Below are 25,873 nucleotides of genomic sequence, written 5' to 3' on the forward strand. Positions count from 1 at the left end.
CTTTTTAATTTTTTTAAAAAGATTGCATTTCTTTTGTTTTTTTTATATTTTTATGTAACCAAATTAAAAAAATGTCAGCAACTATTAAGAAAGCACAACGACTAAGGGCCGACATTATTAAGCTACTTTATTATAAAAAAAAATCATCGCTTACCGATTTAAGTAAACGTACTAAAAAGAGCCTGCCTCTAATTACGTCGACTGTAAATGCTTTGATAGAAGACGGCTTAATTATAGAGCAAGGATTGGCACCATCTACCGGAGGCCGCCGCCCTTTAAATTTTTTATTAAACCCTGATTACAAAAGGTATATAATAGCAGTAGCAATGGATCAGTTAACCAGTCAATTAACCATATATGATTTGTCAAATCATCAGGTTTTACCCACGCAGGTGATTGATTTAGACATGACCGAGAGTAAAAGTGCTGATACTTTAATTGAATTTATTGACCACTGCATAAAGAAATCAACAATCGATAAAGAAAATTTATTGGGAATTGGTATTGGTATGCCGGGTTTTGTAAATGCAGAGAAGGGAATGAACTATTCATTTATGCAGGTTGAAAACGATATAAGCCTGCAAGACTATCTCGCTAAAAAATTAAGTTTACCCGTTTACATAGATAACGACTCGAGTTTGATTGCCTTAGCTGAATTAAATTTTGGTGAAGCAAGAAATTTAAAAGATGTACTCGTAGTTAATATTGGCTGGGGTACAGGTTTAGGGATGATTATTAATGGCAAATTATATCGGGGGAGTAGCGGTTATGCTGGCGAATTTAGCCATATCCCTTTATCTAATTCCAATACCTTGTGCTCTTGTGGTAAGCGGGGATGCCTTGAAGTGGAAACGTCTCTTTTGGTGATGGTTCAAAAAGCAGAAGCAGCGGTAAAAAATGGAGAAGAAACAAGTTTAAGAACGCTTTTTAATGATAAAAGTAAAAGCCATGTAGATCATTTCTTGAATGCAGTTGTAAAACAAGATCCTGTTGCTATTTCTATTTTAGCTGATGCCGCATTTCAGATTGGTAAAGGATTAGCCACTTTAATCCATATTATGAACCCTGAACGGATTGTATTAAGTGGCCGTGGTGCAAAAGCTGGAAAAATGCTTCTGCCGCCAATACAACAGGCAATTAACGAGTTTTGTATACCTCGGGTAGCCGAACAAACAGAAATTAAATGCTCTAGTTTAAGTGATGAGGCTGAATTATTGGCTGCTGCCAGTTTGATGGTCGAAAATAGCTTATTTGATTAAGCTAATTTCAATTGAATAAAGAATTAAACAAGTTTTTAACTAATAACCGAACTGTATGCGTAAATGAAAAAAATGACCCTCAACTAAGTCCCGAATTATTTCAAACTAATATCAACTAAACAAATAAAATTATGAAAAAAATGTACTTAAAGTGTCTAAGTGTGCTATTGTTATGTTTTTTAACAATAACCACTTTTGCACAGAAGAATATTACTGGTACCGTTAAAGACGTGTCCGGTGATCCCATTCCTGGGGTGAGTGTTCTCGAAAAGGGAACTCAAAATGGAACTTCTACCAACGGCGAAGGTAGATTTACCCTTACGGTAAAAGATGGCGCTAGATTGATTTTTAAATCTATTGGTTTAGCCACTCAAGAAGTTGCTGCCTCATCAAATCTGGCTATTGTAATGCACGATGATTCCAAATCACTTAATGAGGTCATTGTTACTGGTTTTGGTGTTAAAAAAGAAGTCAAAAGGCTAAGTTATTCAGCAACAGCCGTTGGTGGTGCAGAATTAGCACAAGCAAATAACGCCAATGTGGTAAATGCTTTACAGGGTAAAGTAGCAGGGGTTATGATCAATCAAGGTGCCAGTGGTCCTTCTTCTTCTTCCAGAATAAGAATCAGAGGTAATTCATCGTTAAGTTCAAATACTCAACCTTTGGTGGTTTATGATGGTATATTGTTAGAACCTGGCACCTCTGGAGCAGATTCATGGGGTGATGCCGCAGATTTTGGTAATATCATGAAAAACATTAATTCTGATGATATAGAAAGCATTAGTGTGTTAAAAGGAGCTGCAGCTTCGGCACTATATGGTTCTAAGGCAGCTGGTGGTGTACTCCTTATTACGTCAAAAAAAGGTAAAACTACCAAAGGTTTAGGCGTAACTGTTTCACAAACCAGTTCTTTTGATGATGCTTATAAATTTGTAGATCTTCAAAATGAGTATGGAGGTGGAATTTCACCTGTTTTTGCAAAAGATGCAAATGGGATGGATGTTGTTGATCAGCAGGCCGGTTATTATGTAGGTGGATATTCTTTTGGCCCTAAATTGGATGGAAGAATGGTTAAAGATTTAGATGGAGTAGTTAGGCCATGGGTAGCCAATAATCCATTAGATTATTTTAATACCGGAAAATTCATCAATACCAATGTATCAGTTGAAGGTGCAAATGAAAACACAACTTATCGTTTAGCTTATACCAATTTATATAATTCAAGTGTTTTACCTGGTAATAACTTAAAAAGAGATGCATTTGCGCTTAGAGTGACCAGGGTAATTTCAAAATCAATTTCTGTTGATGCGAGTGTAAATTATACGATGTCGAATTCATTGAATCCGGCAAGACAAGGAAGTGCCAATAACCCATTATTTGCATTTACGTATTATAAGCCTAGAAACGTTGATTTAAGTGCTTATATTGATAACAATATCAATCCGGTAACTGGTGGTGCTTTAGGTTCCAGCAATCGTAATCTTTATGACCCTTATGGTATAGGATCATTTGCCTATGGACTTCAAAATGATAACAGAACGCAAAAAGAAAATAATTTATTGGCCAATATTGACGTAAATATCAAAATCCTTCCATGGCTTTCTGCTTTGGTAAGAACCAATACTAACTTTTATAATATTGCTTATGAAAGAAAAAATAGAGGAGCTGGTGTAGCCTTTTCAGGTGGCGATTATGAGATAACACAAAATACCAATAAATCTTATCGTATTCAGGGTTTATTAAATGCAACAAAACAATTATCAAACGATTTTGAATTAAATGCTTCATTAGGTGGGGAAACTTATCAAAAAAATCTTGGTAATTCTGCATTTTATAACAGATCTTATACCAATGGCGGGCTTAAAATTCCTGATGTATACTCTATTGGGAACTCAATTAATCCAGCATCAACAACTGCCTATCCAAATTTAGGTGAACGTACTGATGCGGTTTATTTGTATGGCGATATTACCTGGAAAAACATGTTAACTTTAAATTTTAGTGGAAGAAATGACTGGTCATCGGCATTAACCTATAAAGACGGCCATGGTAATTATTCGTACTTCTATCCAAGTGTAGGTTTGGCATGGATATTCACAGAATTACCTGCATTCAAAGATAATTCGATATTATCTTTTGGTAAGTTAAGAGCATCATATTCTTACACAGGTTTATCGGCTCAGCCACAATATACTAATACAGCTGGCTACTATAGATTACAAGACGGTACTTTCAGTAATGCGAATGGTGGTAACCAGTCGGTTTATGGGTTTAGCGACAATATTCTTAAAAACAACAATTTAAAGAATGAGTTAACCAAGGAACTTGAAATTGGAACCAATTTAGGTTTCTTAAAAAACCGTATCAACATTGATTTTGCTTATTATAAGAAAAATTCTTATAATCAAATTTTAAGCTTTGCATTACCACAAGAGTCTGGAGTGAGTTCACAAGCTTTAAATGCGGGTAATATCCAAAATCAAGGTATCGAGATCTTGGTTACTGGAAAACCAATCGTATCAAAAGATTTTAATTGGAATGCTTCAGTTACTTTTACGCGTAACCGCAACAAAATATTGGAATTGGCACCTGGTGTTGAAAATTACGACCTGGATTTAGCTTTTGGTAACGACATCACTTCAGTAGCCAGAGTAGGCGAACAATATGGTTCATTGATTACTGGATATGGTTATTCATATTATCAAAAGAAAGATGCAAGCGGTAATCCAATTGCCAGTCCAAATAATGGTAAAAAAGTATTAGGTAATACTGGTTATGGAACTACCGGTGGTTATTACACCTATGTAAGATCGCAGGATTATGATGGTACCAAGAAAAATTTAGGTACTATGATGGAGAAATATCTTGCAAGTACCAGACAAGAATTATCTTATAAAAACTTTACATTAAGTTTTCAAATTGATGCTAAAATTGGTGGTTTAATGGCCTCTGGAACCCATCAATATGGATCAGCTAACGGTTCGTTTGCCAATTCACTTTTTGGTAGGGATGAAGGCTCAGGTGGTGTAACTTATACCGATGCAAACGGCGTAGTACAGCATGATGGTATTATTCCTGATGGTGTATTGAATGATGGATTAAAAGCCAATGGAGTAGATTTAGGTGGAATGACTTATGCAGATGCTGTTAAACAAGGTTTATTAAAACCAATACCGGCTTATGCATATTATGAAAATTTAAGTCAATGGTCTAGTGGTATCAGAGAGTATTCGGTATTTGAAAATTCTTGGGTGGCGCTTCGCGAAGTAACTGTAGGATACACCGTGCCTAGCAAATATTTAAGTAAATTGAAAATAAATACTTTAAGTTTAAACTTAACAGGTAGAAATCTAGCCTATTTGTATAAAACGGCTAAGGATGGTATTAATCCTGAAAGTATTTTTAGCAATAGAGCAGGTGCTTTTGCTGAATATGGGGGCTGGCCTTTGGTTAGAAGTTTAGGTTTTAATGTTAGGGCATCGTTCTAATTATTTAAAAAATACAGATATGAAGACTATAAATAAAACAAAAATATATTTCCTGATGGTTTCAGCTTTGCTTGTAGTGGGCGGTTGTAAAAAGGAAAGCTTTGTAGAAGCAAATTTGAACCCTACGACCTTATACGAGGTTAAACCTGAAGATCAGTTTCTTCGTGCGGCAGTGGGTTCGCAAGATGATTTCGAGTATTTTGCCGATGTTTATCGCGCAGCCAATCTATGGATGCAATATGCTACCTTAAGTACAGGAAATGGATTGAATTTTAACAATGTTGGTTCACAATTCAATACCCGTTACGGTAAAATATTTTACGGCAGATTAGGCCCGGCCTTAGCCGATGCTATAAAAAATATCGAACAAATGCCTGATGCAGATAAAAATGCAAGAATACACATGAAAGCAATTTCGCAGATACTTTTATCGTATTATGCATTTTATGTGAGCGATATCAATGGAAGTATACCTTATACTCAAGCTTTTCAAGCAAGGTATGGGGGTACCACAACTCCAGCATATGATACTCAACAAGCAGTATTTGCAAAAGTTGATGCGGAATTGAAAGCAGCTGTAGCTACTTTGAAAACCACACCAGCAGGTCAGATCAGTCTTGCCGGAAATGATCCCTATTTCAATGGTGATGCTACACTTTGGGCTAAAGCAGCAAACGCTTTACGTCTGAAAATAGCTATTCGCTTAATAAAAGTTGATCCAACTAAAATGAAAGCAATTGCTACCGAAGTTTTAGCAGATCCAGTGCAGATGGCAAATGTTAACGATTCCTGGATGCTTAAAGTTGGACCATCGTATGCAGATGGAGGGGGGAACTTTAGTCCAGCGAATTTTGCAGCTGGTAAACCTGTATTGGATTTTATGGTTACAAAAGGCGACCCTAGATTATCGGCCTTCTATCGTCCAAACGCAGCAGGAAATTATGTAGGAAGTTTTACTAGTCCAGACGACGCAAAATTACCTGCAAATGTACCATTATATGCATCTATAAATAATTTATCACAGTTGCAACACAGGTTATTTACACCTAATTATAACGAAGCCGATGGCTTAGGTGCTGGTACAGGCAAAGGATTTTATCCTGTTTTAACTTATGCTGAGTACTGCTTCTTACGCGCAGATCTTGCGGCCCGTGGTGTTACCACGGATGTGGCTGAAACATGGTATAAAAATGGCGTTTATGCATCAGTTCAATTCTATAGCGATAGGGCTGTTGATGCCAAAGTATCTAACTTTAATGCAGTGACTACTCCGGCTATTGATACCTACTATAACACAGTTGGTATTAAATACGATGCAACTAAGGCAACTGATCAAATTGCTTGTCAGGCTTATCTTGATCTTTATAGACAACCATTAGAAGCATGGGCCTGGTGGAAAAGAACTGGCTTCCCGAACACTACCTCGGTTTTAGCATGGTCGGAATTAAAAGGTAATGGAAGTATATTACCGTTAGCTCGTAGAGCTGGTATAGACTTGTTAAGTACTACCAACTTAAACTACGCAAATCAGCAAGCTGCGATTGCTGAAATGGCTAAAAATCCTGATTTTGGTGCTGGACCAAATGATCCTTTTGGCCGTGTTTGGTGGGATAAAAAATAATCACTAAATTAAAAGAACCCTTAGTCATTTTACTAAGGGTTCTTTTTAATTAAAAGCAATGAATTTTTCTAATATTTTTATTCGATTCAGTTTTTTACTCTCTATCGTTATTTTTCCTGTTTTTATAAAAGCTCAGGAAAATTTAATATCCCCTGCAAAAATAAATGCGATTAAATTAATCAATTTAACAGGTAAAGAAAGTCGAATTAATTTAAACAAAACAACAGTCATTGTATTTTTAAGCCCCGAATGCCCATTATGCAAAAATTATTTACCAGGCTTGGTAAAACTTCAAAATGCGAATAAATGCATCAATTTTTACGGAGTAATCCCAGGTACCAGTTATTCAATAAAAGAAATAAACGAACTTAAAAATGAATATGGTATCAACTTCGATCTTTTAACAGACAAAGACAAACGATTATCAAAATATTTAGGTGCAACCACTACGCCTGAGGTTTTTTTAATCAGTAAAATGGGCGCAATAACCTATAGTGGATTAATCGATAACTGGTCTTCCTCGCTCGGACAGAAACGTTTGGTAATTACAGAAAAGTATCTTGAGCAAGCTATAAAAGACCTTTTAAACGGCAAACAAACATTAAAAAAAACGATTCCTGTAGGGTGCTTAATTAACGACATATAATGAATTCAAAATCTTTAGTATTATCAAAAATTATTACCACTATACTTGGGATATTCATTTGCATACCTCATGTAAATGCCCAAAAGGTAACTTATTATAAAGATGTTGCATACATTATTCAAAATAAGTGCCAGCCCTGTCACAGGCCAGGAGAAGCTGCTCCATTTGCTTTATTAACCTACGAGGATGTTGCAAAAAGGGGCTCTTTTATTAAAAAGGTAACCCAATCTGGCTATATGCCGCCATGGAAGCCAGATAACCACTACAGACTATTTAAGAATGATAGATCATTAACGAATGAAGAAAAACTAACTATAGCCAAATGGGTTGACGAGAAAATGCCGATGGGCGATATTAGCGAAATGCCCAAAAAAGCAGTTAAAACATATATAGATGGTACTCAGTATTTGAGGAAACCCGATCTTGTTTTAAAAACAATTAAACCATTTAAAGTTTTAGGCGATAATAAGGAGCGGTTTATTGTTTTTAAAATTCCTTTTGATATTGGTGCTGAAAAAAACGTAGAAGCAATGGAGTTTTTTTCATCCAATAAAAAAGTAGTACATCATGCTAACTTTGCTATTCACCCTGTTGCAGATGATATTGATATTAACCAGGGAGCCGATTTTTTAAATTTAACAGAAGATGATCGGACTAAATACTCGCAGTACTTTCCTTTTAAAAAAACCATGACCTATTACGGAGGATGGATCCCAGGAACCTCTTATGAATCTTATCCAAATAATTTTGGCTGGGTAATGCCTAAGCGGGGCGTTATATTATTAACTGTACACTTTGCTCCGGTTTCAAAGGAGGAAGAGAATATTTCAGGTGTAAACTTCTTTTTCAAAAAAACACCAATTGGGCGAAAAGTTGAGGTAATTAGTTTAGGTTCTGCCGGTGTAGGCGAAAAATCTATTGAGCCTTACTTTTTTATCCCTGCTGAGTCTGTAAGAAAGTTTGAACTAAAAATCACAACACCGCAAGATCAATCTTTATTATATATATGGCCGCATATGCATTACTTGGGTAAGATATTCAAATCATACGCAGTAACGCCTAAGAAAGACACCATACAACTCGTTTCAATTCCATCCTGGGATTTTAGATGGCAGGAAATTTATCAATTTAAAAATTTAGTAAAAATTCCTAAGGGCTCTATATTAACAATAGAGGGTACTTATGATAATACAACGAGTAATCCTAACAATCCAAGCAGCCCGCCCCGAAATGTTTATTCGGCCAATGATATGAAATCTACCGATGAAATGTTGACCATGTTACTTGTGTTTTTGCCCTACAAAGAAAATGATGAACAAATACAATTAAAATAAAGGCTTACTACCAATTGTGTAATTAATCTTAGCTTGATTTAATAAAAAGTACCATGAAAATAAGAATATGGCTATCCGCACTTTTTTTCTCAATGCAAGCTGCTGTTGTTAACAACGCTAATGCACAACAGCCTTTATTTACGTTATTACCGGCAAAGGAAACAAATATCAGTTTTGTAAATAGAGTAATTGAAACGGATTCATTACACGTTATGAACTATGAATATTTGTATAACGGATCAGGAGTTGGGGTAGCCGACTTTAATGGCGATGGTTTGTCAGACATTTTTTTTTCATCAAATGCATCAGATCATAAATTATACCTTAACAAAGGAAATTTAAAATTTGAAGATATTACGAATAAAGCAGGTGTAAGAGGAAATGGTACCTGGGGAACAGGGGTATGTATTGCTGATGTAAATGCAGATGGCTTACCCGATATATATGTAAGTCATTCCGGAAAATTTCCTGACAGTAAGCTCAAAAATGAATTATTTATTAACCAGGGAATAAAAGGTGGTATACCTGTTTTTAAAAACATGGCAGATGTTTACGGCCTTGATGCAATAGGAACCCAATCTACACAAGCAGTTTTTTTTGATTACGACAAGGATGGTGATTTAGACATGTTTTTGTTAAATCATTCAAACCAAACATATAAACCTTTTTTAAACACTAAAAAAGTACGATCTACCCCAAATATGAAATATGGGAATCGTTTATTTAGAAATGATTCTAAAAATAATCAACCTCATTTTGTAGATGTTACGTTAACCTCGGGGATTATAAATAATGCCTTAAATTTTGGTCTAAACGTAGCGGTAAGCGATTTAAATAATGATGGCTGGCCGGATATTTATACTTCAAGTGATTATACTGAACAAGATTGCCTTTATATCAACAATAAGAATGGTACTTTTTCTGAGAGCATCCGGAAATCTATCAAACACATTTCAAAGTATTCAATGGGTTCTGATATCGCCGATTATAACAATGATGGTAAACCCGATATCATCACGCTTGATATGTTGCCCGAAGATAATCATAGGCAAAAGCTGCTTAAAGGACCAGATGAGTATGACCAATATCACTTATTACTGGATAGTGGATATTACAATCAGCAGATGAGAAATATGTTGCACTTAAATCAGGGATTAGGAGAAGATGGTAATTTGCGTTTCAGCGAAATAGGACAATTTGCAGGTATTTCTAATACAGATTGGAGTTGGGCACCGTTATTTGCTGATTTTGACAACGATGGTTGGAAGGATTTATTTATTTCTAACGGATATTTAAGAGACTTTACTGATATGGATTTTCTGAAATATACCGTTGCAAATGCCCAGAAAGAATCACTTAAACAAGGGAGTTTAAAATTTCAAACCTTCGATTTGGTGAAAAAAATGCCATCGAATCAAATCTCAAATTATATTCTTTCAAACAACCATGATTTAACTTTTACCAATAAAACAGTAGAGTGGGGTATTTCAACACCTTCCGTTTCAAATGGTTCTGCTTATGCCGATTTGGATAATGATGGTGATCTGGATTTAATTGTTTGTAATATAAACTCACCGGTAATGGTGTATAAGAACAATTCCGATTTACTGAAATCGAACTATTTAAAAATTAATCTTATTGGAGAAGGATTAAATACAGCAGCAATTGGGGCTAAAATCTATATTAAAACAGAGGATAATTTACAGTACCAGGAGAAGTATGTGGTACGTGGTTATCAATCAAGTGTAGATCAAATCAATTGTTTTGGTTTAGGTAAAAACAATAAAATAAATTATGTAAAAATAGTTTGGCCTGACGGAAAAGAAAGTTTGATTGAAAATGTACAATCAAATCAGACACTAACAGTTAAGCAGAATGAAGCTGTAATCAAAAAAGAGAATATTATTACACCAAAAGCACTATTTACAGATTATACGGCAGATTCAGGCTTAGATTTTAAACATCATGAAAACGATTTTATCGATTTTAAAGGGGAAACCCTTTTACCTTATCAACTATCTAAATTTGGACCTGCCCTAGCTAAGGCTGATGTTAACAAAGATGGAATAGAAGATGTTTTTATCGGTGGGGCAATTGGTCAGGCAGGTAAATTATTCTTAGGTGATAAAGCGGGGAACTTTAGTCCTTCGCTAAGTCAGCCTTGGGAAGAAGATAAAGCGAGTGAAGATGTAAATGCCGTTTTTTTTGATGCAAATAGCGACGGGGCTTTAGATTTATGGGTGGTAAGCGGCGGAAATGAATATGATGAAAATGCTCCGGAGTATCAGGATCGATTATATTTAAACACCGGAAAAGGTACTTTTAATAAGGTACAAGATGCATTGCCAAAAATGTGGAGTAGTAAACAGGCCATAAGCATTGCTGATTTTGATAAGGATGGAGATTTGGATGTTTTTGTAGGCGGGATGAGTAAACCAGGATCTTTCCCGCTCTGCAGTAAAAGTTATTTATTACGTAACGAATCAAAAGGTGGAGAGGTAAAGTTTATGGATGTAACCAAAGAACTCGCCCCAGAATTGGAGTACGCGGGTATGGTTGTTACCGCTTTGTGGCAGGATTTGAACACTGATGGATACCCAGAGTTGTTAATTGGCGGTGATTGGATGCCATTAAAGAAATTCAAAAATGATAAGGGGGCTTTAAAATATGATAAAGATTCTGGACTAGAAAACTCAGATGGTATGTGGAGTAAAATTGTGCCAATGGATGTAAACAAGGACGGGGCAATGGATTTTATTGTTGGCAACTGTGGTTTAAATAATCAATTTAAAGCCAATAGTAAGCAGCCGGTAACAGTTTATGCAGGTGATTTTAATAATGATGGCGTATTAGATCCAGTGATGTGTTATTATATTCAAGGGCAAAATTATCCGATGGCTTCTAGAGATGAGCTACTTGATCAGATGGTTCAATTAAAAAAACGGTTTTTAAATTATGCCTCTTATGCTGATATCACAATAGAAGAATTATTTACACCAGAGCAGTTGAATAAAAGTCAAAAATTTTATTGTAAGCAACTGGAAACCTCCATTTTGTTAAATGATGGAACTGGAAAATTTACAATCAATACGCTTCCAATCGAGGCGCAGTTTTCGAGAACATGGGGTGTGGTTGTAGATGATTTTAATAAGGATGGGAAAGAGGATATCCTTTTGTCTGGAAATTTTTATCCATATCGGGTTCAGCTTGGCCAGACAGATGCAGGTTTGGGCTTACTTTTAGTCGGAAATGGAAAGGGCGATTTTAAAGCGGTGCCCCCTTATGATTCAGGATTGTATATAGATGGCGACGTTAGGAATATGATTGAGATTAAGGGAGCAATCAAAAAAATTATTGTTGTTAAAAATAATGATAAGGTCCAGCTTTTAAAAACTACTAATTAAAACCAGCATCATGAAGATATATCTGTTTTTGTTTATTTTCTGTATTTCAATCAGTGCTAGTGCTCAGTGGCGTAAAAGCGAAAATGATCCTTTACCACTGCATAGATCGCAAAAGGCACTTTCTGATATCATTGTAAGTGATATATTTTCTCCGCCGGTTGCGAGTAGAATTTTTGTTTATGCAAACATTGCTGCATACGAAATTCAGGCGAAAAACAATAGTCAGTTTCAATCTTTAAATGGACAGTTGAATAGCTTTAATGGAATCCCAAATGCAGATAAAAAGCAAATTAGTTATTCCGTCGCTGCCACCTATGCCTATTGGCAGATTGCAAAACGACTTGTTTTCTCTGATCAGGCGGCTTTAGATAGCCTAAACAGCATACTATTATGGTATAAAGTAAAAGGATATCCAGATACTGTTGTTCAAAATTCTATTTTGTACGGTAAAAAGGTGTCTGATTCCGTTTTAAAATGGGTTGATCAGGATTATTATAAAGAAACGCGCAAATTAAGACGTTACAGCATTGTAAAAAAAGAAGGCAACTGGGCACCTACTCCCCCTGGTTATATGGCAACTGTAGAGCCTTACTGGAATAGAATAAGGCCTCTTGTGATGAAAACAGCTGATCAATTTAAACCTGCAGCTCCTCCTCCTTACAGTAAAGATAAAAATAGTGCTTTTTATATCAATGCAAATGAAGTTTACACGGTTGGTAAAAATCTAGATCAAAAGCAATTAGATATAGCGAAATTTTGGGATTGTAATCCTTTCTTTTTAAATGTAAATGGGCATATGAACTATGCTACAAAAAAGATATCACCAGGAGCACATTGGATTTCGATAGCTGGCATTGCCTGCAAACTAAAAAGCTTTAACTACGTTCAAAGTAGTCGTGCTTATACATCTACCTGTATTGCATTATTTGATGCCTTTATCAGCTGTTGGGATGAGAAATACAGGAGCAATTATATTCGCCCAGAAACATTTATTGATGCAAATATCGATGAAAATTGGCGGCCAGTTTTGCAAACACCTCCATTTCCCGAATACCCGAGCGGGCATAGTGTTGCTTCAACATCAGCAGCCTATGTGTTAACCAAAATATTTGGCGATAATTTTAAGTTTCAAGACAATACAGAAACTGATTATGGATTGCCAATAAGAAGTTTTACTTCTTTTAATCAAGCTGCTAACGAAGCCGCTATTAGTAGACTTTACGGTGGTATACATTACAGACCGGCCATTGAAAATGGTCAGATTCAAGGTAGGAATATCGGAGCATATCAGACCGAAAAAATTATAATGAAAAAAGATTAAGTTAAAAACAGAATAACAATGAAAATAAAATACCTCCTAGTACTTGTTTTAATTGCTTTGGCTAAGTTTTCAAGTGCCCAAAGAAACGACATACTAAAAGAATCATCACATTACGAGTGGCCAACGGATCCAACTGTTAAGCAAAAACTCGATACCTGGCAGGATAAAAAGTTTGGAATGATTATCCACTGGGGGCTTTACGCTGTTCCAGGGATTATCGAATCTTGGTCTATCTGTTCTGAAGATTGGATTGATAGAGACAGTACCATTAAATACGAAGACTATAAAAAATGGTATTGGGGCCTAAACGAAAAATTTAACCCAACAAAATTCAATCCTGAGCAATGGGCCAAAGCAGGTAAAAGTGCAGGAATGAAATATTTGGTGTTTACCACCAAACATCATGATGGTTTTGCTATGTTCGATACCAAACAATCTGATTTTAGCATTGCAAAAGGTCCTTTTTCAACCAATGCCAAAAAAGACGTAGCTAAATATGTGTTCGATGCTTTCCGTAAGGAAAATTTTATGATCGGTGCTTATTTTTCTAAACCCGATTGGCATTCTCAATACTATTGGTGGGACAAATATGCCACTGCAGATAGAAATAACAATTATGATATCAGAAAGAATCAATGGCGGTGGAATATGTTCAAAAGCTATACTCAGAACCAGATTGGAGAGTTAATGAACAATTACGGAAGCATTGATATTTTGTGGTTAGATGGCGGATGGGTCCGTCCACGGGCTAGCGTAAATAAAGAAGTACTTTCTTGGGGGGCACCTATTCCTGATTGGAGTCAGGATATTGATATGCCGAAAATTGCAGCTGATGCCAGAAAAGCGCAACCAGGTTTAATTGTGGTGGATAGAACAGTACATGGCCAGTTTGAAAACTACCAGACCCCTGAACAGAAAATCCCTGAAAATCAGTTGGATTATCCATGGGAAAGCTGCATGACGTTAGGCGGAGCCTGGGGTTTTGTACCCAACGATCAGTATAAATCGGCAGGAGAAGTGGTTCATAAATTAGTAGAAATAGTAGCGAAAGGCGGAAGTTTGCTTTTAGGTATTGGGCCTAAAGCTGATGGAACGCTGCCTGATAATGTGATTACAAGATTGGATGAAATTGGTAAGTGGACCAGTAAAAATGGTGTTGCCATATACGGAACAAGGATTACCAAAAACTATCATGACGGACAGAACTGGTTTACGCAAAGCAAAGATGGTAAAACTATTTACGGCATCAGTTTAATCGGCAATACGCCAAACAAAGAAATTTCATGGCAGGGGAGTATTCCTAAAAAAGGAAGTCTCGTTACCATTTTAAGTACCAACCAAAAGGTAAAATGGACATTGAAAGATGGCAGGGTACACTTCGATTTTCCTAAAACAGAGGAGAAAATAGCCCTGACTTTTTCTTTTACACCCGAAACTAATTAGCAATGCCGAAACCGAGAAGATACCTATATTTATTGCCTGCATTATTTTTCTGCAGTGGCCTTTTTGCTCAAGTTAAAAAAGGGCAATCTTTACCCTATAAAAATCCGAAATTAAGTATCGATTTGAGAGTAAAAGACCTCATTTCGAGAATGACACCAGAAGAGAAATTCTGGCAGTTATTTATGATTCCTGGAGATGTTACAACTGAAAATAAGACACAATTTAAAAACGGTATTTTTGGTTTGCAGGTTAGTGCTGCTGCCCAGGGAAGTGGTAATGCGCAACAAATGTTAACCTATAATACCTCTGAAGATGGACTTTCTCTGGCTAAAAAAGTAAATAAAATTCAAAAATATTTTGTTAAGGAAACCCGTTTGGGCATTCCCATCATTCCATTTGATGAGGCTTTACACGGTTTGGTCAGGCAAGGTGCTACTGCTTTTCCACAATCAATTGGTTTAGCTGCAAGTTTCGATACTACTTTAGTGGCCAAAATTGGTACGGCTATTGCCAATGAGGCAAAGGCACGTGGTTTGAGGGATCTTTTGGCACCTGTAATCAATATGGCTACAGATGTAAGATGGGGCAGGGTAGAAGAAACCTATGGGGAAGACCCTTATCTAACAACTGTAATAGGTCATGCTTTTATGAATGCCATAGAAAGGCAGAATATCATTGTTACCCCAAAACATTTTATTGCCAATGTTGGCGATGGCGGGCGGGATAGCTACCCGATAGAGATGGATAAACATTTTTTAGAAGAAATCCACTTTCCGGCATTTAAAGATGGGGTTAAAAACATAGGTATCCGTTCACTAATGACTTCCTATAACAGCGTTTTTGGTACCCCTGCAACCTCAAATAAATGGTTGCTCACCACTAAACTAAAAACAGAATGGGGCTTTAAAGGTTTCGTAATTTCTGATGCAGGTGCAGTAGGAGGTGCCAATGTATTACATTTTACAGCTAAAGATTATAAAGATGCTACGGCGCAATCGATTAATGCTGGCCTTGATGTAATCTTCCAGGTAGATTATAACCACTACAAACTTTTTCTACCTGCGTTTTTAGATGGTAGCATTCCCAAATCGAGAATAGACGATGCCCTGGCAAGGGTACTAAGGGCAAAGTTTGAGCTTGGTTTATTTGAGCATCCTTATGTTGACGAAAGCATTGCCGAAAAAATGTTAAGCGATCAAAGCAACCATCAACTGGCTAAAGAAGCTGCATTAAAATCTTTTGTGCTCTTAAAAAATGATAATAATACACTTCCATTAAAGAACACAAAACGGATTCTACTACTAGGTGAAGATGCAATTGAAGGCCGATTGGGCGGTTATAGTGGCACTGGAAATAATAAGATCAATATATTAGAAGGTTTAAAGAATACAATATCCAGTGAAATGGAGATTAGTTATTTAAAAGGCAGCAGTAGGGAGCTTCATACCTATATTCCAATAGATAGTCAGTTTCTTTCTACCAATCAAAAATCAGGATTAATCGGGAGCTACTACAAAGGGCTTCACCTCTCCGGAAAACCCGTTAAAGAAGTAAATGATAAAACTGTTAATTTTAGCTGGACATTATACCCTCCTGATGAACAACTTCAGTTAGATGATTATTCGGTAAGGTGGGAAGGTAAAATTAAAGTACCACAGCATGCTGATGTTAATATCGGATTGGAAGGTAACGATGGTTACCGATTATACCTGGATAACCAATTACTAATCGATAATTGGGACAAAAAATCTTTCAATACCAAGACAGTTCCGTTTCATTTTGAGAAAAATAGAGATTACGCCATTAAGGTCGAGTTTTTTGAGCCCAAGGGCAATGGCAAAATTAAGCTGATCTGGAATTATGACATCAAGAAATCAAACGAAATAGCCGATGCAGTTGCTGCGGCAAAAAATAACGATGCAATCGTATTTGTTGCAGGTATAAAAGAAGGAGAGTTTCTAGATCGGGCAATGTTAAATCTGCCGGGTAACCAAGAATTGTTATTGGAAGAACTCGCAAAAACCGGAAAACCTATTATCGTGGTATTAACCGGTGGAAGTGCCATCAATATGCAACCTTGGTTAAATAAAGTAAACGCAGTTTTAAATGTATGGTATCCGGGCGAAGCAGGCGGTAGCGCCATTGCCGACGTATTGCTTGGCAAGGCAAATCCATCAGGTAAACTTCCAATTACTTACCCGGTAGATGAATCGCAGTTGCCATTGGTTTACAACCATAAACCTACGGGAAGAGGCGATGATTATAACAACTTAAGCGGAGAACCCCTTTTTCCATTTGGATATGGATTAAGTTATACCAACTTTTCTTACAACAATTTGAATTTTAACCGTAAAAGTATCGCTAAAAATGAAACCGCTAACTTAAGCTTCGAGCTTAAAAATACAGGCAATTACGATGGTGAAGAAGTGGTGCAGTTGTACATGAGGCCTTTGTTGAGCAAATTGGCACAACCTGTTCTTGCGCTGAGGGCTTTTCAGAGGGTACATTTAAAAGTTGGCGAAACAAAGATCATTTCATTCAAACTGGATAAAGAGGTGCTGCAAACACTCAATATTAATAATATATGGGGAGTAGTACCAGGAGAATATAGGATCATGATTGGCTCATCAAGTAAAGCACTTTATTTAAAAGATAACTTAACTGTTAAGCGTTAATAGGACACCCCTATGGTTGGGTATAAACCATATCAAGTAATTTTGCCGCAGATTCTGGTTAAATCTGCGGCTTTTTAATTAGTACCATGATCGGTCGCCTTTATGGTACGGTATACAGCCGTTATATCGTGTAGGTACCGAAACAAATCTCAGGGCCTCTGTTGCCCCAATTTCTGAATTAAAATAAGCCCATAACACTACTTGTTTTATTCCTATGAAATAATGGTTTGGCAATTCTTTAAAGGTCTTGTCTGTTTTCCTCTGTTCGTTTTCCTTTTTTCCTTTTTGTTGTTGATAATTGAAAGCTTCTTTATCTAAAGCAGTAAGAAAATTATTTCGCTCTACTTTAGTCGAGTTTAAGAATGTTTTTTTGATACTTTTTAAAGCATCAACATCCAACTGTTTTAAAGCTTCTATAAATGTTGCTTGTTCTTTTTGGTCATAACAATCGGTTACGATAACATCAATTAATGCACCAACATTTGCGTCTCTGGCTCCTTTTGATCTAGTAGTTGTTGGCAAAATCGTTTCTCCAAGCTCATTTAGCAATTTTATTTTATTGGGAGATAATAATCCGGTTATTTTATACTCCGGATCGGTAAAGCTGCTCAGCAAAAAATCAGCACCAACAAGTGTTCCACCAGTTAATAAAGCAATCGATTTTAATAAATCTCTTCTATTCATATGATTTTCTGATTACAGATTCCCTTTTTTCAATTCGTTAACCGCAAAATCTGCTGCCCGGGCAGTAAGCGCCATGTAAGTGAGCGAAGGGTTTTGGCAGGCAGAAGACGTCATGCAGGCTCCATCGGTTACAAAAACATTTTTACAATCCCATATTTGGTTATGGCCATTCAATACTGATGTTTTTTCTGAACGTCCCATACGTGCAGTGCCCATTTCGTGTATGCCGTGGCCCATGGCGTGCCCGCTATCCCAGGTTTTGATGTTTTTAACACCCGCCGCTTCAAACATTGCTTTAATCTCTAAAACAATATCCTTTCGCATTTTAAGCTCATTTTCTTGTAGTCCGGAATCCATGTTTAATGCTGGTAAGCCCCATTTATCTTTCACATTAAGATCCAGTGAGATTTTATTCCGATGATCGGGAAGGATTTCGCCGAAACCATTTGCACCGATATTCCAGCCACCCGGTTCGGTAATGGCTTCTTTAAACGCGCCACCAATTCCCAATTCCGGTATATTGGCACTCCAACCCGATCTACTTGCACTTCCCTGAAAACCAAAACCCCTCAAATAATCCCGTTTATCGCCACCCAGGTTCACAAAGCGGGGTATGTAAAATCCATTTGCCCTATTACCATAATAATACTTGTCTTCGAAGCCTTCAACGTTTCCAGAGCAGCCCAGGTTATAATGATGGTCCATTACATTGTGTCCAAGTTCACCGCTGCTGCTTCCCAAACCTCCCGGCCAAACATCCTTGGCTGAGTTAAGCAATATCCAGGCACTGTTTAAAGCCGATGCGCAAAGAAATACAATCTTCGAATTAAACTCATAAGTTTGGTTGGTTTCTGCATCGAGCACTTCTACACCTTTTGCCTTCTTAGTATTTTTATCGTATAGTATCTGGGTAACAATAGAAAATGGTCTTATAGTTAAATTACCTGTTTTTACAGCAGCAGGTAAGGTGGAAGATTGCGTGCTGAAATAACCACCAAATATGCAGCCTTCCCAACAGCGGTTTCTAAACTGGCATTTTGTTCTACCGGGTATGGGGGCAGTTAAGTTAGCGGTACGGCCAATAATTAAATGCCGCTGGTTTTTATAATGGGCTTTTATTCTTGCCGATATATCTTTTTCTACACAATTTAAATCCATAGGTGGGAGGAATACCCCATCTGGTAAATGCGCAAGCCCTTCTTTTGATCCGCTAATACCTGCAAACTTCTCAACGTAATCGTACCATGGTGCAAGATCTTTATATCGAATTGGCCAATCAACCGCAATACCGTCTTTTTCATTTGCCTCAAAATCCAAATCGCTTAAACGGTAGCTTTGTCTCCCCCAAAGGATAGACCTGCCGCCCATTTGGTAACTTCGCCACCATGTAAATGGTTTAGTTTCAACATAAGGATTATCTTTTTCGTTTGCCCAATAATCCATCACAGGTTCGGATGCTGCCCAACCTCTATGTATCACAGGGTAGTTTTTGCGTTGCTCCTGAGTGGTTTTCCCGCGATGTGGTATCTCAAATGGATCACCTTGTGCTGATTTATAATCTTTAATGTGCTCAAAATTTCTTCCGCGCTCCAACAGCAGCACTTTTAAGCCTTTTTCGGTAAGTTCTTTTGCAGCCCATCCGCCACTAATTCCAGAGCCAACAACTATGGCATCGTAGGTAATGTTGTTCATCCGATATGATATTTGGTTGTTAGTAAATCTACTTGCTATTGTTTAGAAGAAACTTCAATATTATATCGAAAATGAACACTATTTTAATAAAAACGTATATTCGGATATATCTAATAAAATGAGAACATTATGAAGCTAATGATTGAGAAGTTAACGCTCAGTGAAAATACTTCTTTTGTGGCCAGAACTTACCGCACGCCTAATTTTGAAGTGCCCTGGCACAGTCATGCAGAATATGAGCTCATTCTTTTTACCGAAGGATATGGCAAATGTTATATCGGAAATTATATCGGTGATTTTACCATCGGAGATGTTTTTTTCATTGGTTCAAATCTTCCACATACTTTCCAAAAAGCCGAAAAAGATTTGGTTACCAGTGCCGTTGTGGTTCAGTTTAGCGAAGATTTTTTAGGAGAACACTTTCTCCATATTCCGGAAGCGAAGCCTGTCAAAAAGCTCTTTGAAATAGCTAATCAAGGTTTGAAAATTGCTGATGGATGTAACACTGAGTTGAGTTTATTAATCAGCGCTTTAGAAAATGCAAAAGATTTTTCGAGGATAATTAAATTGTTCGAATGTTTTGAACTGATGGCCAACGAGAGTCACCATAAGTCTTTATCTACTCCGTATTTAGATGCCGTCAACTTTCAGCAAAATAAGATTGACGCTATATTTAAGTATACACAGCAGAATTTTCAACAGGAAATTAAATTAAGTGAAGTTGCTAAAATTGCCTGTATGAGTATATCAGCCTTCTGTATGTACTTTAGGAAAAGCACCAAAAAAACTTATATCAACTTCGTTAACGAACTAAGGGTCGGCTACGCCTGTAAGCTTTTAATTGATACGCAAAAAGATATTATGGGTATTTGTTACGAAAGTGGATTTAACACTTTAACAAATTTTCATAAACAGTTCTTAAAGGTAAAGCTTACAACTCCATCGGCTTATCGGAAAAACTTTAATGAGCAGCTGGATCAGGTCACCAATGCACAGCAAACAGATAGAAGCTTAGCGGAAACAGACCCAATACAGAAATCGAAAATAAGCTTATCAAAACTAAGTCAAACCTTCTATTCCTAATTTCATAGCCAACTCATTCAGATCCTTTACCACAACATCAATGATCGGAATGCCACTGATTTTTCTTTCCTGCTCAAATTCGTGCTCAGGTTCCCCAGGAATGATAACCTTTTTATCAGGATCTATCGTTTTTGCACTTTTAAAGCGTTCTACCCAGTTATCTAAATGGTTTTTGAAGTCTACAGCTGGTCTGAAACCATCTACGCGCATAGCGCCCAAAAAGTGGCCAAGTCCTTCGCCGACCGGATTGGCCGATGGTTCTAAAAAAGCCACAAATGGAGGTACCCATGGTCCGTAATTGGCACCAGATAATACCGCTGATAAAATATCGACTGTAGCGCTTAACCCATAACCTTTATGACTGCCATGAGCTGCATCGCTGCCCAAAGGAAGGAGCGAACCGCCGTTTTTTAATTCGTTCGGATCGGTAGAGTTTTCCCCACTTTTATCCTGAACCCAGCCATCTGGAATACTTTTATTTGCTCTTTGGGCAATTTCCAGTTTTCCGTTTGCTGCCGCTGCTGTGGCCATATCTACAATTACTGGTGGGTATTTCCCTGCTGGGAAGGCATAACACATGGGGTTTGTACCCAATAAACGTTCGTTAGCATAAGTAGGGGCTACCAAAGGGCTTGCATTGGTCATACTGATTCCGATCATATCCCTTTCTACCGCCATTAAAGCATGGTAACCTGCAATACCGAAGTGATTGGAATTTTTAACCGATACCCATCCGCTACCGTATTTTTCTGCTTTCTCTATAGCAACTTTCATGGCAAATGGTGCAACCACTAAGCCTAAACCTGCATCGCCATCTACAGTGGCAGTAGTTGGTGTTTCATGTACGATTTTAATATCGGGCGTAGCATTTATCCTTTTCTTTTCCCAAAGGCGTACATAACCGCTTAAACGGGCAACGCCATGCGAGTCAATTCCACGTAAATCTGAACGGATTAATACATCGGTTGCTAAATGGGCATGCTCATCAGAACAGCCCATTTTTTTAAAAACGTTATAAGTAAAATTCCTAAGATTGGTTTCGGTAAAAGTGATGAAATTCATTTTATACTATTTGTCGTCACCCTGAATTTATTTCAGGGTCTTTTTTGATAGATGCTGATCCCGAATATTCGGGACAGCATGACGAATCTAAAAATAATTTACGGCAATAAAACAGTAAAATCACCTCCCAGTGGTTCGAAGTTTTCTATGCATGAGGAAAGAAAATCTTCTCCATAATTTACATACATGGGTGCAATATTTAAGGTTCTTTCCTGAAGTGCTCCATTCGGGAAAAGTCTTTTCTTTACATTATCAATCTGCAACAATGCCGTTTCATGTTTCCTTTTCTCTGCGCGGAATAGTTTCTTCTCCAGGTTAGCCAATAAATGATTGGTCCGCTGTTTTGCTGTATCTGTTGATACAGAAAGCGTTTTATCTATTTTATAGGCATTTAGCTTAATTTGATCGAAAATGCTGTTAATGGCCCTGGTTTCATCAGCCAAGCTCAATTGGGCAGTTGTATTTCGCTTTACCCAAATGTTTTTTAACTCTTCAACTGGTAAAAATATATCTTCTAAAGAAAAACCTAAGTGGTATAAATTCTGCGCACTGCGTTTATCAATCAATAAAGCTGAATTACGAAGCAATAAAACCGGGAAATCAACTTTATAAAAGTCGAAATTTGCCTTTAACTGCATCCAGTAAGCTACTTCTGCACCACCGCCTATATAAGCAATGTTTGGCAAAATCACTTCCTGGTACATGGGCCGCATCACCACATTCGGACTAAAACGCTCGGGATGTGATTCGATTTCGGCTTTTAGTTCCGCTTCCGTAAAACTAATGTCTGTATGATTTACAATGTATTTTCCTTTTTCGAAGATCAAACGCTCACGCAGATTGTCGATAAGATAAAAGAAGTTAATATCACGGCCATTCACCTGTGTTTTATAGCCTAAATCCTCCAGGTTTTTCGAACTTTCGTCGATATTTTTTGCACTATTATGCTGAATAATATCTTCGGTAATGATATTCGCGAACTGCTTTTTTAGTTGTGCATCATCAGCATTTACAATCACCAGGCCATATTTCTCGAATAAGTTATTCACCAAAAACCTGGTGGCGTCGGCCAAATTATCGTGTTGCAAATAGGCCTGTTCTACCAATTTGGCAATTCGTTTTCCGTTTTTAGAGATCCCGAGGTATCCTTTATAAGCCGTTACTGCTGCGGCAACGGTTTTGGTGCTTAGTCTTCCGGTGGCGCCGTTGGTTTGCTGTATCCAGCTAATGTTTTTCTCATCAACGCTTACATGGTTAATTTCATCAAAATCGTGATCTTCTGTTGCCATCCAATAAACTGGAACAAAATTTTTATCGGGATGAGCTATTTTTAACTCAATGGCTAAATTAATGGTGGTTACAATTTTGTAAATAAAATAAAGCGGCCCGGTAAAAAGATTCAACTGGTGGCCCGTGGTAACCGTAAAGGTATTCGCTGAACCTAAAAGTTCTATGTTTTTGGTAACCGATTTATTGGGCTGTAAATGTTGGTATTGATCTTGTAAAACCTTTACTAAAGTTTCTCTGTTCCCTAAAAAAATTCTATGCTCAATTGCTTTGGCTAAGCCCTCCATATCAGGACGATAGCTGTAAAAAGCTTTAAGCTGATTTTCGTCGTTAATATAATCTAAAACCAGTTTTGAAAATGATCCGGTTTCCTGATATGAGATATATTTTGCCTGCATGATGTGCGAAAGTAATGCAATTTAAGGATAATCGTAAAGTCACGCCACTATTTTACAATTGTTAAATAATTAGAGATTGCTTTCAATGGCACCAACTTTTTCACGGTACAAATCAATAGGGCTATCTAAAAGCACCGCAATTACCGTTAATTCTGGATCTAATTTATCTTTAGGCACCGGAATGTAAACAATGCCCGGTATTTTGCTCCAATACAGTTTGTTATAAATTTCGTGTGGTAGCATGGTACCTTCACCCACAATCCTGATCCTGCTGATGTTGTTTTTTAAACCTTTAATGTCAATTGGCCCGGTTGGCGTGCCTTCTACAAATAAGTAAAGGGTTTTTTTATCTGCAGAAAGTGCTGTATTGCCCTGGTAATGTCCTGCTGGAATTCCCCCCGTTGTTTTGTATAATGCTTCCGCATTTTTGATTATCCAGTTGTTAACCTTTGGATTAACATTTTTAATGCCTGATTTAAACTCAAAACCATCAGCAGTTAGATTGGTGTTTTGAAAAATATTTACACCAGAATTTAAATCATAAGAAAGTTTCCTGAGATTATAATTGGTTAGATCTAAATGTTGGGATGCCGCAAATAAAGTTTCTAAAGAAATGCTTTGTTGTTTTTCTTTTGATAATTGGATTGGCTCGTTTAGAAAAACTTTTAACACAGTAACATCGTTATCGAAATCGCTTTCATTAACGTCAATAAAATAATCAGTTTCATTTAGTTTTACTGTGTTTATTGGTGTTTTATTCCCAATCAATTCTACCTTTTTTATTTTAGATTTTATGCCGTTAAGCAAAATGCCGTTCTTGGTTTTATAATCAAGATAGAGGTATAAAACAGCTTTATTTTTCGATAGTGTTGTTTTCCCTACAAAATGTCCATCAGGTAGTCCTGCTTGCGTTCCGTAAATTGCCTCACTATATTTTTTGGTCCAGCGGCCTAAATCCTTTAAAATTTTAACCTGCTCTGACGCAATGGTTCCATCTGCTTTTGGTCCAATATCAAGCAATAAGTTACCGCCCATGCTAATACAATCAACCAGCGTGCGGATGATCATGTTTGATGATTTATAATGATTGTCATAAGGCTGATAGCCCCACGAGTCATTCATAGTGTAACAAAGTTCCCATTCTGGTGAGTTTGGTTTTACAATGGGAACACCTTGCTCCGGCGTATCGTAATCGCCATGCCCGTTTAAGCGTGAGTTGATAATGATGTTTTGATTTACCTTACGTAAGTTCGATAGTATATTTTTGGCCTGCCATTCTTCTCCACTATGCTCCCAATCGCCATCAAACCATACCAGATCAGGATTATATTTGGCCGAAAGTTCGTTTAACTGCCCTTGAAAATAATTTTGGAATTTTTTAAAGCGTGGTGTATCCTGTTTATAATCATAACGTTTCCTGTCGCGGGTAAAACCATCATAATCCGGGTAGCTCCAATCAGGTAAAGAAAAATATAAACCTGTTTTAAGACCCGATTTTTTAAGTTCAGCCACAAATGGAGTGATTAAATCTTTTTTGGCAGCACTGTTTTTTAATGTGGTAGTGGCTAAAGGAGCTTTACTATCCCAAAGGGCAATACCATCATGGTGTTTTGTGGTAATTACGGCATATTTGGCGCCACTTTCTTTAATCAGGTTTACCCATTCTTCTGGTTTGTACTTTGCAGCGGTAAAACCATCAAGCTGTTTCATGTAAGCATCATGATTGATGTAGTTGTTAAAAAACGACCAAGATTCGGAAATACCATTAACCGAATAAATACCCCAATGGATGAAAATACCCAGCTTGGCATCAGCAAACCATTGCATTTTTTGGTTTGAACTGGTTTGTTGAGCAGAAAGTTTATTAACTACAAATAGTGGTAATAAGAGAAAGAAAAACTTTAAATATCGCATATTGTTCTGTTGTACAGATAAACGATAAATATAATATTTTGTAAGCTGATTTAAGTAGGAAACGATGTTTATTTGACGTGCGGTTATATGTTTCCATCCGACTGGAAGGGTGATTTGGAATGGAGAAGATTTGTAAATTGAACTTATTGCTTGGTGTTTCACCGACTGAATAAATTCATCTTTGGTTGTACATCATTTAGGTGGAAATGATGCTTTTGTCGGTGAGATACCGACTAATAGATTAGTGTTTCCACGTGTGCAGTCTGATGTTTTTATCTAACTAACAAGTTAGGCTACATGTTAGATGGTAACATCTTACATCACAAGAATTTGACGTCACAGAAAGATCGGCGACTTATTTTGGAAAACCGGCCTTTGTTAAATTTATCGTTTATCTGTACAACAGAACAATATGCGATATTTAAAGTTTTTCTTTCTCTTATTACCACTTTTTGTAGTTAATAAACTTTCTGCTCAACAAACCAGTTCAAACCAAAAAATGCAATGTCTTGCTGATGCCAAGCTGGATATTTTCATCCATTGGGGTATTTATTCGGTTAAT

General features: G+C 37.0%; 15 protein-coding genes. 10 read left to right on the plus strand and 5 right to left on the minus strand.

What is annotated here, in order from left to right; genetic code table 11:
• Positions 1 to 326: 326 nt before the first annotated feature.
• From J7E57_RS26415 to J7E57_RS26455, 9 genes are all read left to right on the plus strand, one after another.
• The gene (locus tag J7E57_RS26415; protein ID WP_251030047.1) at positions 327 to 1,259 is read left to right on the plus strand and encodes an ROK family protein; all 933 of its coding nucleotides are present in this window, start codon (positions 327 to 329) and stop codon (positions 1,257 to 1,259) included.
• A gap of 131 nt (positions 1,260 to 1,390) precedes the next feature.
• Positions 1,391 to 4,747: a SusC/RagA family TonB-linked outer membrane protein gene (locus J7E57_RS26420; protein WP_215132419.1), complete on the plus strand. Its 3,357-nt coding sequence runs from the start codon at positions 1,391 to 1,393 to the stop codon at positions 4,745 to 4,747.
• Positions 4,748 to 4,766: 19 nt separating this feature from the next.
• The gene (locus J7E57_RS26425) at positions 4,767 to 6,368 is read left to right on the plus strand and encodes a SusD/RagB family nutrient-binding outer membrane lipoprotein (RefSeq protein ID WP_215132421.1); all 1,602 of its coding nucleotides are present in this window, start codon (positions 4,767 to 4,769) and stop codon (positions 6,366 to 6,368) included.
• A 58-nt stretch (positions 6,369 to 6,426) separates the two neighbouring features.
• On the plus strand, positions 6,427 to 7,014 hold the full coding sequence (locus J7E57_RS26430; RefSeq protein ID WP_215132424.1) for a redoxin domain-containing protein: 588 nt from the start codon (positions 6,427 to 6,429) through the stop codon (positions 7,012 to 7,014).
• A complete protein-coding gene (locus tag J7E57_RS26435; protein WP_215132426.1) occupies positions 7,014 to 8,348 on the plus strand; it encodes a cytochrome c in 1,335 nt (444 codons plus the stop codon). Before J7E57_RS26430 ends, J7E57_RS26435 begins: the two co-directional genes overlap by 1 nt.
• Positions 8,349 to 8,401: 53 nt before the next feature.
• On the plus strand, positions 8,402 to 11,752 hold the full coding sequence (locus tag J7E57_RS26440; protein WP_215132428.1) for a VCBS repeat-containing protein: 3,351 nt from the start codon (positions 8,402 to 8,404) through the stop codon (positions 11,750 to 11,752).
• A 10-nt stretch (positions 11,753 to 11,762) separates the two neighbouring features.
• Complete coding sequence (locus tag J7E57_RS26445; protein WP_215132430.1) at positions 11,763 to 13,073, plus strand: vanadium-dependent haloperoxidase; 1,311 nt, start codon at positions 11,763 to 11,765, stop codon at positions 13,071 to 13,073.
• A gap of 18 nt (positions 13,074 to 13,091) precedes the next feature.
• Entirely contained in the window at positions 13,092 to 14,516 is a 1,425-nt protein-coding gene (locus J7E57_RS26450; protein WP_215132432.1) for an alpha-L-fucosidase, read from the plus strand.
• Positions 14,517 to 14,518: 2 nt separating this feature from the next.
• Positions 14,519 to 17,191 carry a beta-glucosidase gene (locus J7E57_RS26455; protein ID WP_215132434.1) on the plus strand — a complete coding sequence of 891 codons (2,673 nt, stop codon included), beginning with the start codon at positions 14,519 to 14,521 and terminating at the stop codon, positions 17,189 to 17,191.
• A gap of 78 nt (positions 17,192 to 17,269) precedes the next feature.
• Here the strand turns inward: J7E57_RS26455 and J7E57_RS26460 are convergent, their stop codons facing one another.
• Both J7E57_RS26460 and J7E57_RS26465 read right to left on the minus strand, forming a co-directional pair.
• On the minus strand, positions 17,270 to 17,875 hold the full coding sequence (locus tag J7E57_RS26460) for a gluconate 2-dehydrogenase subunit 3 family protein (RefSeq protein WP_215132436.1): 606 nt from the start codon (positions 17,873 to 17,875) through the stop codon (positions 17,270 to 17,272).
• 12 nt (positions 17,876 to 17,887) lie between these two features.
• Complete coding sequence (locus tag J7E57_RS26465) at positions 17,888 to 19,567, minus strand: GMC oxidoreductase (protein ID WP_215132438.1); 1,680 nt, start codon at positions 19,565 to 19,567, stop codon at positions 17,888 to 17,890.
• Positions 19,568 to 19,696: 129 nt separating this feature from the next.
• Here J7E57_RS26465 and J7E57_RS26470 point away from each other — a divergent pair, with 129 nt between their 5' ends.
• A complete protein-coding gene (locus J7E57_RS26470) occupies positions 19,697 to 20,650 on the plus strand; it encodes an AraC family transcriptional regulator (RefSeq protein ID WP_215132440.1) in 954 nt (317 codons plus the stop codon).
• Here J7E57_RS26470 and J7E57_RS26475 read toward each other — a convergent pair.
• From J7E57_RS26475 to J7E57_RS26485, 3 genes are all read right to left on the minus strand, one after another.
• Entirely contained in the window at positions 20,627 to 21,712 is a 1,086-nt protein-coding gene (locus J7E57_RS26475; protein ID WP_215132442.1) for an Ldh family oxidoreductase, read from the minus strand. The two genes, J7E57_RS26470 and J7E57_RS26475, sit on opposite strands and share 24 nt — an antisense overlap.
• Positions 21,713 to 21,810: 98 nt before the next feature.
• Positions 21,811 to 23,397 (minus strand): bacillithiol biosynthesis cysteine-adding enzyme BshC, encoded by a 1,587-nt coding sequence (gene bshC / locus J7E57_RS26480; RefSeq protein ID WP_215132444.1) that lies wholly within the window; start codon positions 23,395 to 23,397, stop codon positions 21,811 to 21,813.
• 69 nt (positions 23,398 to 23,466) lie between these two features.
• Positions 23,467 to 25,311, minus strand: coding sequence for an alpha-L-fucosidase (locus J7E57_RS26485; protein ID WP_215132445.1), 1,845 nt, complete (start codon positions 25,309 to 25,311; stop codon positions 23,467 to 23,469).
• Between the last annotated feature and the right edge of the window lie 562 nt (positions 25,312 to 25,873).

Source organism: Pedobacter sp. ISL-64 (assembly GCF_018613605.1).
In the GTDB taxonomy this organism is placed as follows: domain Bacteria; phylum Bacteroidota; class Bacteroidia; order Sphingobacteriales; family Sphingobacteriaceae; genus Pedobacter.

What these genes read in the sequence shown, in the direction of transcription:
- J7E57_RS26470 (WP_215132440.1), top strand. Translation starts at nt 19,697, where the DNA reads ATGAAGCTAATGATTGAGAAGTTAACGCTCAGTGAAAATACTTCTTTT.
- bshC (WP_215132444.1), bottom strand. Translation starts at nt 23,397, where the DNA reads ATGCAGGCAAAATATATCTCATATCAGGAAACCGGATCATTTTCAAAA.
- J7E57_RS26455 (WP_215132434.1), top strand. Translation starts at nt 14,519, where the DNA reads ATGCCGAAACCGAGAAGATACCTATATTTATTGCCTGCATTATTTTTC.
- J7E57_RS26420 (WP_215132419.1), top strand. Translation starts at nt 1,391, where the DNA reads ATGAAAAAAATGTACTTAAAGTGTCTAAGTGTGCTATTGTTATGTTTT.
- J7E57_RS26465 (WP_215132438.1), bottom strand. Translation starts at nt 19,567, where the DNA reads ATGAACAACATTACCTACGATGCCATAGTTGTTGGCTCTGGAATTAGT.
- J7E57_RS26435 (WP_215132426.1), top strand. Translation starts at nt 7,014, where the DNA reads ATGAATTCAAAATCTTTAGTATTATCAAAAATTATTACCACTATACTT.
- J7E57_RS26475 (WP_215132442.1), bottom strand. Translation starts at nt 21,712, where the DNA reads ATGAATTTCATCACTTTTACCGAAACCAATCTTAGGAATTTTACTTAT.
- J7E57_RS26415 (WP_251030047.1), top strand. Translation starts at nt 327, where the DNA reads ATGGATCAGTTAACCAGTCAATTAACCATATATGATTTGTCAAATCAT.
- J7E57_RS26445 (WP_215132430.1), top strand. Translation starts at nt 11,763, where the DNA reads ATGAAGATATATCTGTTTTTGTTTATTTTCTGTATTTCAATCAGTGCT.
- J7E57_RS26460 (WP_215132436.1), bottom strand. Translation starts at nt 17,875, where the DNA reads ATGAATAGAAGAGATTTATTAAAATCGATTGCTTTATTAACTGGTGGA.
- J7E57_RS26430 (WP_215132424.1), top strand. Translation starts at nt 6,427, where the DNA reads ATGAATTTTTCTAATATTTTTATTCGATTCAGTTTTTTACTCTCTATC.
- J7E57_RS26440 (WP_215132428.1), top strand. Translation starts at nt 8,402, where the DNA reads ATGAAAATAAGAATATGGCTATCCGCACTTTTTTTCTCAATGCAAGCT.
- J7E57_RS26425 (WP_215132421.1), top strand. Translation starts at nt 4,767, where the DNA reads ATGAAGACTATAAATAAAACAAAAATATATTTCCTGATGGTTTCAGCT.
- J7E57_RS26485 (WP_215132445.1), bottom strand. Translation starts at nt 25,311, where the DNA reads ATGCGATATTTAAAGTTTTTCTTTCTCTTATTACCACTATTTGTAGTT.
- J7E57_RS26450 (WP_215132432.1), top strand. Translation starts at nt 13,092, where the DNA reads ATGAAAATAAAATACCTCCTAGTACTTGTTTTAATTGCTTTGGCTAAG.